The following is a 16,706-nucleotide window of genomic DNA, read 5'->3' on the forward strand; positions in this document are numbered from 1 at the left end:
GATGTAAATGATACAAAGTCAGTGAGGAGCCTATGTCAACTAATAAAAAAGTGAGTCCTGAATCTTTACGCAGTTATCGTTGGTATGGCGCACCCGTGTTTCGTTCATTAGGGCACCGTGCCAGAATGGCTCAACAGGGTTATGCCAGAGAAGACTATATGGGCAAGCCGGTTATCGGCTTAATTAATACCTGGAGCGAGATCAATCCTTGCCATACGCATTTTAAAGATCGGGCAGAACAAATAAAGCGTGGCATTTTTCAGGCTGGCGGCTTTCCGATTGAATTGCCGGCAATGTCGTTGGGCGAACCCTATGTTCGCCCGGCAGCGATGCTGTATCGCAATCTGCTGGCGATTGAAACGGAAGAATTACTGCGCTCGCACCCGATTGACGGCGTAGTGCTGATGGGCGGATGCGATAAAACGACCCCTGGGCTTATTATGGGGGCAATTTCGATGAATATTCCGGCGATTTATTTCCCGGCGGGCCCGTCTTTACGTGGGGACAATAAAGGGAAAACGCTGGGTTCCGGCACCGATCTGTTTGCCTCCTGGTATAAGTACAAAGCCGGTGAATATACCGAACAGCAATTGGAAGAAGTAGAGAACGGTATCTCGCGTTCGGCCGGTACCTGTATGACCATGGGCACGGCGCCGACCATGATGAGTATGGCCGACGCCATGGGGTTTTGTTTGCCGGGGGCATCGTCGATTGTCGCACCGGATTCCCGGCATGCGATCATGGCGGAAAGAACCGGGCGCCGCATCGTTGAAATGGTATGGGACGATTTAAAACCGTCGGACTTTTTAAGCGCGGCCTCGTTTGATAATGCTATCGCGACCGCGTTGGCATTGGGCGGTTCAACGAACTCCGTCGTGCATGTTATCGCCATGGCCCGGCGCGCCGGCGTACCGTTAACCGTGGAGCGCTTTGATGAAATTGCGCAAAAGGTGCCGCATTTAGCCAATATCCGCCCAGCAGGGAAATATCTGATGGAGGATTTCTACTATGCCGGCGGCTTAAAAGCGTTGTTGGCAAGAATGGGGGATTTGATTGATGGTTCCGCGCTGACCGTGACAGGAAAAACGATAGGCGAAAACATCCAGGGGGCCGAAGTTTATAACGACGACGTGATACTGCCGCTGGAGCAGCCGCTTGGGGAATTGGGCAGCCTGGTCATTTTGCGCGGCAACCTGGCGCCTAACAGTGCAGTACTGAAAATTCACGCGGCGGACCCGGGGTTGCGGGAGCATATCGGCAAAGCCGTGGTGTTTGAAAACGTGACGGATTTGCAAAGCCGCATCGATGACCCGGCGCTTGAAGTGGATAAGGATTCGGTGCTGGTGCTGAAAAACGCCGGCCCGTTGGGCGCGCCAGGGTTCCCGGAATGGGGGCAAATTCCCATTCCGAAGAAATTACTTGAGCAGGGCGTCCGGGATATGGTGCGCATTTCTGATTCAAGAATGAGTGGAACCAGTTTTGGCTCCTGCGTGGTGCATATTGCGCCGGAATCTTTTATTGGCGGGCCGCTGGCCTTTGTCAAAAATGGTGACCTTATCGAATTAAGCGTTTCGAAGCGGCAGCTTAATTTACTGATATCAGAACCGGAAATGGAACGTCGCCGGGCGGCCTGGGTAAAACCTGCGCCTTATTATCCACGGGGATATGGGAAAATGTTCACCGAACATGTTAGCCAGGCGGATGATGGCTGTGATTTCGATTATCTGGAAACCGTTGCCGGCGAGCAGGGTAAAATCCCAGAGCCGCCAATACAATAAAATCCAGGGGTGGATGCGGTATTTTTAATAAGCCATGAAGGTGCGTTTTCTTATTGTTTTAGTGATGTGTGTACGCCGATTTCTGGCGTGCACATACTCCCCGTCCAAACGTTGGTGGCGGTAATTTTATGAAGGAGATTGCTATGTAATAACCAATCGCTCAAATAAAACGATAGCGGATGAATGATCCATGTTCTTGTTTAAGTGAGAAAGTGGGTTTTTACCAGAACGCAATGTGTCAATATTCTTCAACGGTTCCTATTAAAGGATATTGATCAACGGCAGCCCTGTATGGGTAGATGTGAATATCGTTCTGTTTAAACCTGAGATAGTTAAACCATTGTGATTTAAAACGCATAATATTGATATATCTCGATAGGCTGCGGTTATATTGCTGACTTGCGTAGGAGATGACTTATGAAGAAAATCCAACACTTTATTCAAGGGAAATACGCCGCCGGTTCTTCCCAACAAACGAAGCCGGTTTATAACCCGGCGCTGGGTACACAAAGTGGCGAAGTGATCCTGGCGGATCAAGAGGACATTGATGCCGCAGTAGCAGCGGCTAAAGCCGCGTTCCCGGCTTGGGCGAATACCACGCCGCTGCGTCGTGCGCGGGTTATGTTCCGTTTCAAGGAGTTACTGGAAAAAAATGCGACTAAAATCGCTGAAATTATCTCCCAGGAACATGGCAAGACGGTAGCGGATGCCAAAGGCGAACTGACCCGGGGCATTGAAGTGGTGGAATTCGCCTGCGGTATCCCTCAGGTGCTGAAGGGCGAATATTCGGCGCAGGCCGGCACCGGCGTTAATAGCCATAGCTTGCGTCAACCTTTGGGGGTTGTGGCAGGCATTACGCCGTTTAATTTTCCAGCTATGGTGCCGTTGTGGATGATCCCGATGGCGCTGGCATGTGGCAATACCTTTATTTTGAAGCCTTCGGAGCGGGATCCGACCACCGCACTGTTATTGGCTGAGCTGCTTAAAGAGGCCGGGTTGCCGGACGGTGTCTTTAACGTGCTGCAAGGGGACAAGGCTGCGGTAGACGGCTTGCTTTTCCACCCGGACGTGGCGGCCATCAGTTTCGTTGGCTCTACGCCGATTGCGCGCTATATCTACGAACAGGGATGCGCCCATGGTAAACGCGTTCAGGCGTTGGGCGGGGCAAAAAATCATATGCTGATCATGCCGGATGCCGATCTGGATGTGACCGTCGAGGCGTTGATCGGCGCGGCCTATGGCTCGGCGGGCGAGCGTTGCATGGCGATTTCGGTCGCGGTTGCCGTTGGGGACGATGTCGCCGACCGGTTAAGCCAAAAGTTGCAAGCACGCATTGCTACGCTGCAGGTGGGCGTCGGCAGCGACGATCAGGCGGAAATGGGGCCGTTGGTTTCTGCTGAACATCAGGAAAAGGTGAAAGGTTACATCACCGCGGGTGTTGAGGAAGGCGCAACGTTGCTGGTGGACGGCAGAGATTTCACGCTTTCAGGCTATGAAAAGGGGTTCTTTGTCGGGCCGACCCTGTTTGACCAGGTTAGCACCTCAATGCGGATTTATAAGGAAGAAATTTTTGGGCCGGTTCTGGCTATCGTGCGGGTGGATAGCTTTGATGAAGGGCTGCGCCTGATTAACGAGCATGAGTTCGGCAATGGCGCGAGTATTTTTACCGATTCCGGCCGGGCCGCCGATGAGTTTGAACACCGTGTGCAGGCGGGGATGGTCGGTATTAATATTCCAATTCCAGTTCCCATGGCGTTTCATAGTTTCGGCGGTTGGAAGGCCTCGCTCTTTGGCGATCATCATATGCACGGGCCGGAAGGCGTTCGGTTTTACACCCGGCTCAAGACGGTGACCTCCCGCTGGCCCAAAGAGCATACCAAAGCCGAATTTAATATGCCGACCCTGTAAATATTCAGCAGCCCGGTGCCACCGGGCGTACTGAAAATAACCGGGAATGTGCAGGCTATGGGCGCCGCTTGCAAGGTGCATACGCAAACCATCAACCTTTGGGTTAAGGCGGAGGGGGAATGTTCTATCCGAATATTGGGTTTTTATTTACTGAATATCCGTTGGCGCAGCGGTTCGCGGCGGCGAAGCAATGTGGGTTCGATATTGTTGAATGCCCTAATCCGTATAGCATTCCCCTTGATGAACTCACGCTTTTGCTAAAGAACAGCCGGGTTTCCATCGCCAGCATGAATACGCCGAGCGGTGATCCGGCCCAGGGGGAGTTTGGTTTTGCCGGTGTTCCCGGTAAAGAGGCGGTTTTTTTGGCGCATTGGCAAACGGCATTGGCCTATGCAACGGCGTTGGGGGTGAAAAAGATCCATGTCACCGCCGGTATTGTCGAACCGCAGCAACGGCAGGCGGCGTTGGCCACGCTGGTTAAAAACCTGCGTGCGATCGCACAACAAGCCGCTGCCGCCAATATTATTTTGTTGCTTGAGCCGATTAACCAACGCGATATGCCCGGTTACCTGGTTTCTCACAGCGATCGGGTTGCACAGCTGATCGGTGAAATTGGGGCGGACAATATCAAGCTGCTGTTCGACGTTTATCATATCCAAATTATGGAAGGGGATTTGATTAACCGGATCGAACGTTATGCCGAGATTATCGGGCATGTTCAAATTGCCGGCGTTCCCGCCCGGCATGAGCCGGATGAAGGGGAAGTTAACTTTCGGGCCGTCATCTCGGCATTCAAGCGGATAGGGTTCCGCGATCCTATCGCGCTGGAGTATCGCCCCAGAGGCAAGACCGAGGAGGGGCTCAATACATTGAAAACGTTGGCAGTATAACTCTAAATAATTCGAGTATAACGCTTATCCCACGTTGGCATGGTTTCTCTTTGAGTAACAAATGGCCAGCGCCCAACCCCTGATATTTGCGCAAGGTGAAAAGAAATGAATACGTGTATAAATGAATTCAGGAAAAATGTGCTTTCGCAGAAAAACCAAATTGGCTGCTGGTCTTCGCTGGGCAGCCCGATCACCACAGAAATTTTGGGATATGCCGGTTTTGACTGGCTGTTGCTTGATGGGGAGCACGCCTGTAATGATATTATGACCTTTATTCCGCAATTAATGGCGCTAAAAGATAGCCGCAGCGCGCCCGTCGTCCGGCCGGAATGGAATGATGTTATCGTTATCAAACGGCTGCTGGATATTGGTTTTTCTAATTTTCTCATCCCGTTTATCGACACTGAGGCTGACGCCATTAAGGCCGTTACTGCAACGCGCTATCCGCCTCAAGGTATTCGCGGGATTTCGCTGGCGCAAAGAAATAATAAATACGGCACCGTGCCTGACTATTTTGCAAATATTAACGACAATATTTGCATCATGGCGCAAATTGAAAGCCAGACCGGCATCGATAATGCGGAAAAAATCGCGGCTGTTGATGGGATCGACGTGCTGTTCGTTGGGCCGAGCGATCTCTCGGCCAATTTGGGCTATTTTTCGGATCTACACCATCCCGAAATGCAAAAAGCTATCCAACATGTTTTTGATGTCGCCAGGGCTCATCATAAAGCGGCGGGGATCCTTGCGCCCGTCGAGGCGGACGCTCAACGTTATTTGGCGATGGGGGCAACCTGCGTTGCGGTGGGCAGCGATTTAGGTTTATTCCGTGCGGCGACTAAAAAGCTGGCTGACGGATTTATCACGAAAGAAGCCTGATTCCCTGGCTGGAAATCGTCTATACAGATGAGGAGACATCAATGAATATCGGATTTATCGGTTTAGGCATTATGGGCAAGCCCATGAGTAAAAATTTGCTAAAAGCAAATTACTCATTGATTGTTAGCGATCTAAATCAAACCTCGGTAAATGAGCTCGTCGCCCTGGGGGCGATGGGCGCCACCAGTATCAAAGCGCTCGCGGCGCAGTGCGACGTGATTATCACCATGCTGCCGAATTCGCCGCAGGTGAAGCAGGTTGTTTTGGGGGAAGAAGGGGTGATTGCCGGTGCAAAACCGGGCAGCGTATTGATTGATATGAGTTCCATCGCGCCTTTGTCCAGCCAGGAGATTGCCGCCGAATTAGCGAAGAAAAATATTTCAATGCTGGATGCGCCGGTGAGCGGCGGCGAACCGAAGGCGATTGATGGTTCGCTTTCGGTGATGGTTGGGGGCGATATTGCCCTATTTGAAAAGTATTACGACTTACTCAGCGCCATGGCGAGTTCTGTGGTACATACCGGGGATGTTGGCGCCGGGAATATCACCAAGCTTTCCAATCAAATTATTGTCGCCCTTAATATTGCGGCCATGTCGGAAGCCTTTATATTGGCGACCAAAGCCGGCGTGGATCCCCAGGTGGTATATAACGCTATTCGCGGCGGGTTAGCCGGCAGCACCGTCCTTGACGCGAAAGCGCCGATGGTTTTGGCTCGGAACTTCAAGCCGGGTTTCCGCCTGAATTTACACATAAAAGATTTGCAAAACGCCCTGGACACCTCACACAGCATTGGCGCGCATTTGCCCTTAACTTCAATGGTAATGGAAATTATGCAGGCGCTGCGTACCCATGATATGGGGGAGTTGGATCACAGCGCAATAGCGCGTTTTTATGAGGCGCAGACCGGCACGGAAATAAAAGCTAATTAGCGTTGTGCCAACGTATCCGCCGCTTGCAATCTTACGGGTAGATCATCGAGTGATATTCTTCTGCGGTAATGTGCTGCTGACAAAATAGCAGTGCGGTTGGCGCATGGTATGTAACTACGCCCGCCAGTATTTGTCGGTAAATAATGAAAGCCTGCTTCTTGCTATGACGTATGTTTTTTATGGTGAATACGGCCGTATTTTGGGGCCCTTTATTATTAACGGAAATTTTAATGATGAGGTCGATGATGCATATAAAAGCCGATGTGGGAACAACGTCTTATCGTGTCCCAGCAAATAGAAAAAAATGTAGCCAATCAACTAATCGCGCCGGACGGCACGGTAAAACGTATTATGCGGCATTGATTACCGGCGTCATGCTGGCGTGCGGCATGTGGTCGGTGCCGGCGGTATCCGCGCCGGCCCAGTTGGAAACGGTGATTACCACCCCCTACCAAATAAACGGTATCGCCGTTGCCCAGGATGGCCGGGTATTTGTCGGTATGCCGCGTTGGGTACAGCAGGCCTCGTTTTCGGTTGGCGTGGTGGTGAACGGCGAAGTCATTCCTTATCCCGGCGATAGCTGGAATACGTGGGCGCCGCAGTCCGATCCGGCGAAGCATTTTGTCAACATCAATGCGCTGCGCATCGAGCCGGATAAGCCGGATCATCTGTGGGCGGTGGATTGTACGTTGGGCAAAGGGGGCGCGAAGCTGGTCGATATTGATATTAAAAAGAATCAGATCGGGCGTGTGTACCCGCTTGAGGCATCGATTGTGCCGGTACCGGGCGGCTGCCTTAACGATGTGCGCATTGTTGACCAGATCGCTTTCCTGACGGAATCGGGCACCGGTGCCATTATTACGCTCGATTTAGCCAGCGGGCAGGCGCGCCGTTTGTTGGCCAACAGCCAGAAAACCAAAGCGGAGCCGGGCAAGGTGGCGGTGATCGACGGCGTGGCGGAGAAAACGCCTGAAGGCGGCATCCCGATCGTCAATGCCGACGGTATTGAAATCAGCCCTGATAAACAGTGGCTGTATTTCTGCCCGCCGTTGGGGGGCACGTTGTGGCGTGTGCAGTTAAGCGATCTGCTTAACACCCAGCTTGATGAAGCCTCGCTTGATCAGCGGGTGGAAAATCTTGGGCCATTGATGCCGGTTGGCGGCATTCTGATGCTGCCCAGCGGTGATATGCTGCTGTCGGACGTGGAGCATCATGCCATCCAACTGCGGCGGCCGGATGGCTCGCTGCGTCAGGTGGTTACGTCGGCGCTGCTTGACTGGCCGGACGCCATGGCGATTGGGCCGGACGGCAAGGTTTATACCGGCGCCGCGCAGGCGCATCGCACGCCGGCCAACAATGGCGGCCGTGATGATACCCATCCACCGTTTCGTGTATTGCGCTTCCCACTGCCGTGATGATGATGGGCGGCACGTGCAAGAAAGGCGTAACCATTAACCGGCAACCGGCCGTTGATTAACGGGGCCGGTTGCCGTGCGCTGCAGGGCAGCCTGTGTTTAAGGTTTAAGCGGGGATGAGGCGCAATGCCTTTAACCGTGCAAACAGATCGAAAAATGCATCAGGCGTGCTTTGGTAATCGAGGAACCCGGCCTTGCGGCTTTTTGTCATGTCCGTCACCACTTCCATAGGCCGGCCGAGATCGGCATCCGTATGCCACCACGAAGCCAGGCGTTCAACGTTCGGTTCTTGTAACTGATATTTGGCTGCAATATCGGCCCATTGGCGCGCAGCATCCTGCATCCGGCCTTCCAGTGGGCGAAGCGTGCCGTCAAACGGCGCGGCTTCAATGCCGAAGTAATCGGCCAACTGCGCCCACATCGATTTCCAGCGAAAGATATCGCCGTTCACCACGTTGAAATCCTGGTTTTTGGCCTGTTCATTCAGCGCCGCCCATGCCAGGTGCCGTGCCAGCAGGCGCGCATCGGTCATGTCCGTGAGGCCGTTCCACTGCGCCGCCGAACCTGGGAAGACAAAGGGTTGGCCGCTGTGTTTGCACAGCGTGGCATAGACGGCCAGCGTTTGCCCCATGTTCATCGCGTTGCCGAGTGCGAAACCGATAATCGTATGGGGCCGATGCACGCTCCAGCTAAAACCGTAGCGGTTGGCGGCTTCGAACAGCCGGTCTTCCTGCTCGTAGTAGAAATTTTCCACCGGTTGGCGGCCTTGTTCTTCACGAAACGGCGTGATCGGCACTGCCCCTGCACCGTAGGCTTCGAACGGCCCGAGATAGTGCTTCAGGCCGGTAACCAATGCCGCGTGTTTAAGTTGTGCCGTGCGGCCGAGCGGCTCAAGCACGTTGCGCACCATGGCGCCGTTTACGCGAATATTCTCTTTCTCGTTTGCCTGCCGTGACCAAGCGGTGAGGAACGCATGGGTGATACCCAGCCCGCTAACCGCCGCCGCAACGGACTCGCTATCCGTAAGATCGGCGATGATCGGCTGGCAGCCAGGGACGATGGCGTTGCGCCCGCGTGACAGGCCGTAAACCGTCCAGCCGCTGGCAAGAAGGTGTTCAGCCAGTGCGCTGCCGATGATGCCACTGGCGCCGATAATCAGTGCTTTGTTGCTCATACTGTCGCTCCTGTTCTGGATGGCGTGGACTTCATGCTCTCCCGATATCATACTGAGGATAAATATTCCTGTTCACGATAAGATTTCCATCAATTGAAGAATTTAATTCATCAATCATCAACGGTTTTGCGCAGCGAGCGGCTCAAAGGCATCGTCCCGTTTGTCTGCGCCGCTGAGGCCGGCAGTTTTACCGCCGCCGCACAGCAGTTGAATCTCACCAGTTCAGCCGTGAGCAAAAGCGTCGCCCGGCTAGAGCAGCGCCTGGGGGTGGCGCTGTTTGAACGCACCACGCGTCGTCTGAAGCTTTCCGACGCCGGGCGTGCCTATTACGAAACCTGCACCCGGATCCTGATGGAACTCAGTGAAGCCGAGGCCGTCATGCTGGCGCAAAAGCGGGAACCGACCGGCACAGTGCGCGTAGCGTTGCCCGCTTCGTTTGGGCGGCTTCGCGTGGTGCCGGTGCTGCTAAAATTTTCAACGCAGTATCCGGATGTGCGCCCGCACCTGACCTTTTCCGATCGCTTCGTCGATTTCGCCGAAGAGGGCATCGATCTGGCGGTGCGCATCGGTGGGCCGCCGAACCTCCCGCCATCGCTGGTTCAGCGCTGCCTGGGCAGCGAGCGCCTGATTTTCTGCGCCGCGCCGGGTTATCTTGAACGGCGCGGCGTGCCGCTGACCATGCCGCAGTTGCAGGATCACGATTGCATTGTTTACGGGCGGCCTGACGGCATGCAACCACCCTGGGTGTATGCCACCGGTAATGGTGAAATCGGCCACTGTTTCGTGCGCCCGCGAATTGTCGCCAGCGATGCTGAAGCCCAGTTGGCTTACGTGCGGGAGGGGATGGGGATCGCGCAGCTGGCGACCTGGCTGGTGGAGGACGATTTGCGTACCGGTAAACTGGTGGAGATTATGGCGCAGCAGGCGACGGACGGACTGCCGCTCCATCTGTTATGGCCGGTCGCGCGGCAATTGACGCCCAAGGTCAATGTATTGGCGCAGTTGCTCGAAACCCATCTGCGGATTCGCTGAACGCGTTGGGGCGGCGGGCACCGCCCCAGGCGCTATCAGGCTTGGTACTGCAGGTAGACCACGTGGGTTTGCAGATACTCTTCCAGCCCGTGGCGGCCATCGGCGCCGCCGACGCCGGATTTACGCCAGCCGGCGTGGAAGCCTTGCATGGCTTCGAAGTTTTCCCGATTGATATAGGTCTCGCCAAACTTCAGCTTTTTCATCGCCGCCATGGCGGTATTGAGATCGTTGGTATAAATGGACGAGGTCAGGCCGAACTCACAGTCATTCGCCATCGCGATCGCCTCATCCAGCGTGTTGAAGGTGGCGACCGGTAAAACCGGCCCAAACGTCTCTTCATGCATGATGTCCATTTCCTGGCGCACATTGACCAACAGGGTCGGTTGGAAGAAATAGCCCTTGCCGCTGGCGCGTTTGCCGCCCACTAGCACCTGTGCCCCTTGCGCGATCGCGTTGTCCACCTTGGTCTGAACCGCATTCAGTGAAGCGGCATCGATCAGCGGCCCCATATCCAGCGCTTTTTCATTTGCCGGGTTGCCGTATTTCACGTTGTTAAAGGCGGCGGTCAAACGTGTGATAAACGCATCCTTGATGCTGTTTTGCACGTACACCCGTTCGGCGCAGTTGCACACTTGCCCGCTATTAATCACCCGCGAAGCGACAATGGCGTTTACCGCCAGATCCAGATCGGCATCTTGCATGACAATCGCCGGCGCTTTGCCGCCCAGTTCCAACGACACTTTGGTGATGTTTTGCGCTGCGGCGGCCATGGTTTGTTCCCCGGCCGCCACGCTGCCGGTCAGGCTGACCATCCCGACTTTCGGGTTGCTGGCCAATTCATGGCCCACCACCGAGCCACGCCCGGTGACCAGATTGAAGACGCCTTTCGGCAGCCCGACCTGGTGAACGATTTCAGCAAAGGCGATGGCATTGTTCGGGGTGAGCTGGCTGGGTTTGACCACGATGGTGTTGCCGGTGATCAGGGCGGGCGCCGCTTTACGTGCGATCAGGAAAAACGGAAAGTTCCACGGCAAGATGCCGGTCGTTACCCCAATGGCCTTCTTGAACACAAAAATATTCTCATTGCGCCGATCGCTTTGCACGATTTCACCTTCGTAGCGGCGCGCCCATTCCGCCATATAGTCAAGATAATCCGCGGTGAACAAGACTTCGGTATTGGCCAGCGCCTGGGTCTTACCCCCTTCGGCGACAATGATGTCGGTCAGTTCCTGCGCACGCTCACGGATCCCAGCGGCGATTTTATGCAGCCAGATGCCGCGCTCATAGGCCGGCGTCTCTTCCCAGGCGGCCTGGGCCTGCTCTGCGGCATCAATGGCGCGGCGCACCGCTTCCAGGCCCGCGTCCGGCACCTGCGAAATAATTTCCTCCGTGGCAGGATTCAACACATCGATCCATTTCTCGCCTGCGTGAGGGACGAATTCACCATTGATGTAAAATTGTTGTTGTTTTATAGCCATGGTTTCAACCTCGATAACAATATGTGGGGTATTTGTTTCTTATTTGTATGTGCTTTTACTCTGCCGGCATCAATAATGCAAACACGCCGCAACGGCATAAAATGGAACGGAGAGTCGGGTGAACGGAAAGGGTAAGTAAAGCGCGTTTGTTTAAATAATTAACTAAAAAACAAGATGTTATCTTATGGCTGGCCGCGCAGAATAGCGTATCGTCAGGCGTTACGCCGTATGATAAAACCTTTTATCATAACCGGGGTAACGCTGATAAACCTTTTGCTGATTGCCGCCGGCCTATTAATGATGGCAAAAATATCAGGCAACGAGCGCTTCTCTTCACAAAGTCATCGCATTTCTCTCGGGCTTTTTTTGCCTTCCCGAAGTGCTGTTAGCCTGAACTTACGGAAAAATTTCAGGAAAATATGATCGGCTTCACAATTTTTCCTCATAGGTAAATTGCCAGGAAAGTTAAAAAAACAAAGCTACGTAGGGTGTTTTCACCAATATGCTCACCGGGTATTTTATTATGGTTGAACGGCCTGAACTAAGCGTTTAAATAATGGGCTGGTTATAAGTTTACAAACACGACATTCCCGGAATATCTATTCTATTTGTTATTTTATTAGCCTGAAAAATAACAAGGGATTCCTGTTGAGATTATTCAATGTGTTGGAATGATAAATGGAATAAAATAAATCAGCCGCTAAATTCCACCCTGGAAATAGCAAGGCCACTCCCGTGATGCACTGATGGAATTATCAGAACAGGCCTGATGTGGTGCTGGATGCTAGGAATATCCTGAAATTTACAAAAAAATCACACGCACATTTACGGCCATATTGGTGAAAAGGTCCTTTATTTTGTTTTGTTATAATTATTTGATTATATTGGTTATTTTATTTTGTCTTGTTGGTTTTCTCGTGATTCCTGTGGGGGTTTTAATTGGGGTTATTCTGCTGAATAAGCAGGAAATTTCACTTCTACGGCTATTTTATACCTGATAGCGGCTATACTTATACACTGAGCGTAAAAGAATCCCGGAATTTTAAGGGATAATTCATACTTCAAACTAAAACATAGAGATGTAGAGATTATTATGGATTCCCACGATTCGACTTTGTCTCAGACCAGTGAAACACCCCGGGCAGTAACCGTAAGGCAGCGGATTTTTTTTGTGGTACTCGTTGCAACGATGGGCGCGCTGGCATTTGGTTATGACACCGGTATTATTTCAGGGGCATTACCTTACATGTCTTCTCCCACAGCCGAAGGTGGGTTGGGGCTGACCTCGTTCACTGAAGGGTTAGTTGCGTCGTCACTGGTTTTCGGTGCGGCAATTGGTTCCTTTCTCAGCGGTTTTTTCTCCGATAAGTTTGGCCGCCGTATCACCCTGCGTAGCCTGGCCGTTCTGTTTGTTGTTGGCTCCCTGGGCACCGCACTGGCCCCTTCAGTATCGACGATGGTTGCCATGCGTTTCCTGCTCGGGATCGCCGTTGGCGGCGGTTCCTCGACCGTGCCGGTCTTTATCGCGGAGATCGCCGGGCCAAAGCTCAGGGCGCCGCTGGTAAGCCGTAATGAATTAATGATCGTCACCGGGCAGTTGGTGGCCTATGTGGTCAGTGCCTTGCTCAGCTATCTGCTGCACGATGGGCATCTGTGGCGTTATATGCTGGCGATCGCTATGGTGCCGGGCGTGCTGCTGTTTTTGGGGACCTTTTTTGTTCCGGTTTCTCCGCACTGGCTGGTGGGGGAAGGGCGCCACGAGGAGGCCAGGGAGGTGCTTCACGAGCTGCGCGAAACGCCGCATGAGGTGCAAAAAGAGCTGAAGCAGATGCGTAAACAGGCCAAAGAGGCCGAACGCGGGCCTGACGTCATGACGCTGATTCGCGAAAAGTGGGTGCTAAGGCTGCTGGTCATCGGCATTGGGCTGGGTTTTGCTCTCCAATTCACCGGTGTGAATGCCTTTATGTATTACACCCCGATCATCCTGAAGTCCACGGGCCTGGGCACCACCGCCGCCATTACCGCGACCATCGGCAATGGGGTGGTTTCCGTTATTGCCACCATCGCCGGGATTTGGGCTGTGAGCCGTTTCTCAAGACGGCATATGCTGATCACCGGGTTTTGCTTTGTTATCTTTGCGCAACTTTCGTTGGGCGCGGTGTTGACGCTGTTATCCGCCGATCTGACGCAAAGCTTTATTGCTCTAGGTTGCATACTGATCTTCCTGTTTTTCATGCAGATGTTTATCGCCCCGGTTTACTGGCTGCTGATGTCCGAATTATTCCCCATGCAGTTGCGAGGGCGGCTGACAGGGACTGCAATTTCGCTGCAGTGGATTTTTAATGCGTTGGTCGCTTTCAGCTTCCCGCCGCTAATGGCCGTTGCCGGCAGCAAAACCTTCTTCATCTTCGCACTGATTAACGTGGGTTCTTTGCTGTTTATCATGCTGATGGTGCCGGAAACGCGTGGGAAAAGCCTGGAAGAAATTGAAACACATATGCGCGAGAAGTATGGCGAGAACAACGATAAGGCCACTCAGGCATAGAGCCAGGGGCCGCCGTAAAAACATCGCCCGCCGCGTTTGCGGCGGGCGATGCGTACAACAATGCCCGGGTGCCGTTTAAGCCAGCGTCTGCAATGCGGCGGCGTTAAAATCCTGCAACGCAGCGTGGTTGCCCGTGTGAATTTTGACCGCCCAATGGGGATCGCTTAACAGCGCGCGGCCGACCGCGATCAAATCAAATTCGTTGCGTGCCATGCGCTCAATCAGGTTATCCAGGCTGGCGGGTTTGGCGCTTTCACCGGCAAATGCGCCCATAAAATCGCTCGACAAGCCAACGGAGCCAACGCTGATGGTTGCGGCACCGGTCAGCTTTTTCGCCCAGCCGGCAAAGTTCAACCCCTTGCCGCCGTCGATCTCGGGAAACTCCGGTTCCCAGAACCGCCGCTGCGAGCAGTGCAGGATATCCACCCCGGCGTCGACCAGTGGCGCCAGCCAGTCGCTCATGGCCTCTGGCGTGGGTGCCAGACGGGCGGCATAGTCCTGCTGTTTCCATTGGCTAACGCGCAAAATCAGTGGGAAATCAGGGCCAACCGCTTGGCGTATGGCTTTTACCACCTCGGCAGCAAAACGTGAGCGCTGCTGCAAGGTTGCGCCACCGTAGCCGTCGGTACGTTGGTTGGTGCCGGCCCAGAAAAACTGGTCAATCAGATAACCGTGCGCGCCGTGGATTTCCGCCACGTCAAAGCCCAGGCGTTTGGCATCCGCGGCTGCCTGCGCGAAGGCGGCAATGGTGTCGGCGATAGCTTCCTCGCTCATCGCCACGCCGCGCGGCTGGCCCGGTGCGATCAGCCCTGATGGGCTCTCGACCTCCGTATCCGGCACCCAATCCGTCTGGAAACTGATGACCGAACCGGTATGCCACAGCTGCGGTCCCATCTTGCCGCCGGCGGCGTGAACGCTATCGATAACACGTTTCCAGCCGGCCAACGCTTCCTGGCCGTAGAAAAACGGGATTTGGGCATCGTTGCGTGCAGCAGGCCGGTTGATCACCGTGCCTTCGGAGAGGATCAGGCCGACTTCACCTTCTGCGCGGCGCCGGTAATAGGCGGCGATATTTTCGTCTGGTACGCCGTTGGCGGCAAAGGAGCGCGTCATCGGCGCCATCACGATGCGGTTTTTCAGCGCCAGACTTTTCAGGTGGAAAGGTTGAAACAGGACATCGATATCAGAGCTGACCACAGGCTATATCTCCGCATTAGATTAACAACCTACCTAGTATAGCGTCGATTGGGTTTGCTATAGGCGCGCCGCACCGGGCGGCGCACAAATCGCTACTTCACACCGCCCCCCAACGATTCCCACAGCGTGATCCGGTTTTCGAAATCGGTTTGTTGCAGTGCGACCAGTTCCAACTGCGTCGACCACAGCGTGCGCTGATCGGTTAATACCGTCAGGTAATCGCCGGTGCCCACTTCATAGCTGCGGCGGGCGATGTCGTAGCTGCGCTGCGCCGAGGCAACTGCTTGCACCTGAGCGTCCATTTGCTCATTCAACGTTTCGCGGCGGGCCAGCGCGTTTGCTACATCTTCAAACGCGGTCTGGATCGTCTTTTGGTAAGTGGCAATCAGGCCCTTTTTCTCTGCCTCTGCGTAATGCAACTGCGCCAGATTGCTGCCGCCGGCAAACAGCGGCAGCGTGATACTCGGCGCAAACGACCAAACATTGGTGCCGTGGCTAAACAGGTTCGATAACGAACTGCTGCCAACGCCGGCGCTGGCGGTCAGTGATATGGTCGGGAAGAAGTTCGCGCGCGCGGCGCCAATATCGGCATTCTCACTCTTCAAATTGTGTTCGGCTTCAATCACGTCGGGCCGCCGCAGCAACACGGCGGAGGAGACGCCGGCCGGCACCAGAGCAATCGCCTGCGGCGCCAGGCTTTCGATCGGGCCCGGCAACAGGTTCTCTGGCACGGTTTCGCCCACCAACAGGTTAAGGGCATTGATGTCCTGTGCGACCAGCGTTTTATAACTGGCGACGCTGGCGCGCGCCTGCTGATAGGTGGTTTCCGCTTCGCTCACATCGGCCGCCGATGCGGTGCCGACGCCTAACTGCCGTTGGGTAATGCGCAGCGTATCCGCCGTGCTGGCCATGGTTTGCTGGCTTAACGCCAGATTGCTTTTATCCGCCGCCAGCGTTATCCAGGCGGTGGTGGTTTCGGCAACCAGCGTAATCCGCGTATTTTGCGCCGTGGCTTCACTGGCAAGCCAGGTTTCTTTGGCGGCGCGCGCCAGGCTGCGGTTGCGGCCAAACAGATCAAGCTCAAAGCTGCTGATCGCGCCGTCGGCTTCGGCGGAGCTGCTCACGCCTTCGCTTGCTGTGCGGCTGCGGGTCTGCGTCAGTTCGGCGTCAAGCGTTGGGAACAGCGCCGCACGCTCTTCGCCATACAACGCGCGTGCGGCTTCTATATCGGCAATCGCTTTTTGCAAATCGCGGTTGCTGACCAGCGCGCGCTCCACCACCTTGTTCAGCCGCTGGTCGGCCAGCACCTGTTGCCAGCCGCTGAGTACCGCCCTGGCGTCGCTGTTGTTCCCCTGCGTGGGCCAGGTTTGGGGTACCGGCGCCGCCGGGCGCTCATAGTGCGGATCGAGCGAGACGCAGCCGGCCAACAGCAGCGACAGGCTGATGATGCTCAAATGAAATACGTTTTTATGATGAAACAT

Annotated in this window: 12 protein-coding genes; 8 read left to right on the forward strand and 4 right to left on the reverse strand. The window is 54.5% G+C overall.

Annotated features, from left to right (window positions below; genetic code table 11):
• Positions 1 to 32: 32 nt before the first annotated feature.
• The 6 genes from araD (at position 33) to ABFX35_RS05695 (ending at position 7,799) form a co-directional block, all read left to right on the forward strand.
• Positions 33 to 1,778: an L-arabinonate dehydratase gene (gene araD, locus ABFX35_RS05670; RefSeq protein ID WP_346079742.1), complete on the forward strand. Its 1,746-nt coding sequence runs from the start codon at positions 33 to 35 to the stop codon at positions 1,776 to 1,778.
• A 417-nt stretch (positions 1,779 to 2,195) separates the two neighbouring features.
• Positions 2,196 to 3,686, forward strand: a complete 1,491-nt coding sequence (locus ABFX35_RS05675; RefSeq protein ID WP_346079744.1) for a CoA-acylating methylmalonate-semialdehyde dehydrogenase — start codon at positions 2,196 to 2,198, stop codon at positions 3,684 to 3,686.
• A 119-nt stretch (positions 3,687 to 3,805) separates the two neighbouring features.
• A complete protein-coding gene (locus tag ABFX35_RS05680) occupies positions 3,806 to 4,576 on the forward strand; it encodes a hydroxypyruvate isomerase family protein (protein ID WP_346079746.1) in 771 nt (256 codons plus the stop codon).
• Positions 4,577 to 4,681: 105 nt separating this feature from the next.
• Complete coding sequence (gene garL / locus ABFX35_RS05685; RefSeq protein WP_346079748.1) at positions 4,682 to 5,455, forward strand: 2-dehydro-3-deoxyglucarate aldolase; 774 nt, start codon at positions 4,682 to 4,684, stop codon at positions 5,453 to 5,455.
• Between the two features lie 41 nt (positions 5,456 to 5,496).
• Positions 5,497 to 6,384, forward strand: coding sequence for a 2-hydroxy-3-oxopropionate reductase (gene garR / locus ABFX35_RS05690; protein ID WP_346079750.1), 888 nt, complete (start codon positions 5,497 to 5,499; stop codon positions 6,382 to 6,384).
• A gap of 389 nt (positions 6,385 to 6,773) precedes the next feature.
• Complete coding sequence (locus ABFX35_RS05695; protein WP_346079752.1) at positions 6,774 to 7,799, forward strand: L-dopachrome tautomerase-related protein; 1,026 nt, start codon at positions 6,774 to 6,776, stop codon at positions 7,797 to 7,799.
• 106 nt (positions 7,800 to 7,905) lie between these two features.
• Here ABFX35_RS05695 and ABFX35_RS05700 read toward each other — a convergent pair whose 3' ends face one another.
• On the reverse strand, positions 7,906 to 8,973 hold the full coding sequence (locus ABFX35_RS05700; RefSeq protein WP_346079754.1) for an SDR family oxidoreductase: 1,068 nt from the start codon (positions 8,971 to 8,973) through the stop codon (positions 7,906 to 7,908).
• Between the two features lie 93 nt (positions 8,974 to 9,066).
• On the opposite strand from ABFX35_RS05700, the gene ABFX35_RS05705 reads away from it, so the two are divergent.
• On the forward strand, positions 9,067 to 10,005 hold the full coding sequence (locus tag ABFX35_RS05705) for a LysR family transcriptional regulator (RefSeq protein ID WP_279022561.1): 939 nt from the start codon (positions 9,067 to 9,069) through the stop codon (positions 10,003 to 10,005).
• A 35-nt stretch (positions 10,006 to 10,040) separates the two neighbouring features.
• Here ABFX35_RS05705 and aldA read toward each other — a convergent pair whose 3' ends face one another.
• Positions 10,041 to 11,483, reverse strand: a complete 1,443-nt coding sequence (gene aldA, locus ABFX35_RS05710; RefSeq protein WP_346079755.1) for an aldehyde dehydrogenase — start codon at positions 11,481 to 11,483, stop codon at positions 10,041 to 10,043.
• 1,093 nt (positions 11,484 to 12,576) lie between these two features.
• On the opposite strand from aldA, the gene ABFX35_RS05715 reads away from it, so the two are divergent.
• Complete coding sequence (locus ABFX35_RS05715; RefSeq protein WP_346079757.1) at positions 12,577 to 14,028, forward strand: sugar porter family MFS transporter; 1,452 nt, start codon at positions 12,577 to 12,579, stop codon at positions 14,026 to 14,028.
• A gap of 75 nt (positions 14,029 to 14,103) precedes the next feature.
• Here ABFX35_RS05715 and ABFX35_RS05720 read toward each other — a convergent pair whose 3' ends face one another.
• Both ABFX35_RS05720 and ABFX35_RS05725 read right to left on the reverse strand, forming a co-directional pair.
• Entirely contained in the window at positions 14,104 to 15,225 is a 1,122-nt protein-coding gene (locus ABFX35_RS05720) for an NADH:flavin oxidoreductase (protein WP_279022558.1), read from the reverse strand.
• A gap of 92 nt (positions 15,226 to 15,317) precedes the next feature.
• Positions 15,318 to 16,706, reverse strand: coding sequence for an efflux transporter outer membrane subunit (locus ABFX35_RS05725; RefSeq protein ID WP_346079759.1), 1,389 nt, complete (start codon positions 16,704 to 16,706; stop codon positions 15,318 to 15,320).

Source organism: Gibbsiella dentisursi, from assembly GCF_039539505.1.
GTDB lineage: Bacteria > Pseudomonadota > Gammaproteobacteria > Enterobacterales > Enterobacteriaceae > Gibbsiella > Gibbsiella quercinecans.

Bases quoted from the DNA above. Each gene is read 5' to 3' on its own strand.
- araD (WP_346079742.1), top strand. From the start codon at position 33: ATGTCAACTAATAAAAAAGTGAGTCCTGAATCTTTACGCAGTTATCGT.
- ABFX35_RS05675 (WP_346079744.1), top strand. From the start codon at position 2,196: ATGAAGAAAATCCAACACTTTATTCAAGGGAAATACGCCGCCGGTTCT.
- ABFX35_RS05680 (WP_346079746.1), top strand. From the start codon at position 3,806: ATGTTCTATCCGAATATTGGGTTTTTATTTACTGAATATCCGTTGGCG.
- garL (WP_346079748.1), top strand. From the start codon at position 4,682: ATGAATACGTGTATAAATGAATTCAGGAAAAATGTGCTTTCGCAGAAA.
- garR (WP_346079750.1), top strand. From the start codon at position 5,497: ATGAATATCGGATTTATCGGTTTAGGCATTATGGGCAAGCCCATGAGT.
- ABFX35_RS05695 (WP_346079752.1), top strand. From the start codon at position 6,774: ATGTGGTCGGTGCCGGCGGTATCCGCGCCGGCCCAGTTGGAAACGGTG.
- ABFX35_RS05700 (WP_346079754.1), bottom strand. From the start codon at position 8,973: ATGAGCAACAAAGCACTGATTATCGGCGCCAGTGGCATCATCGGCAGC.
- aldA (WP_346079755.1), bottom strand. From the start codon at position 11,483: ATGGCTATAAAACAACAACAATTTTACATCAATGGTGAATTCGTCCCT.
- ABFX35_RS05715 (WP_346079757.1), top strand. From the start codon at position 12,577: ATGGATTCCCACGATTCGACTTTGTCTCAGACCAGTGAAACACCCCGG.
- ABFX35_RS05725 (WP_346079759.1), bottom strand. From the start codon at position 16,706: ATGTTTCATCATAAAAACGTATTTCATTTGAGCATCATCAGCCTGTCG.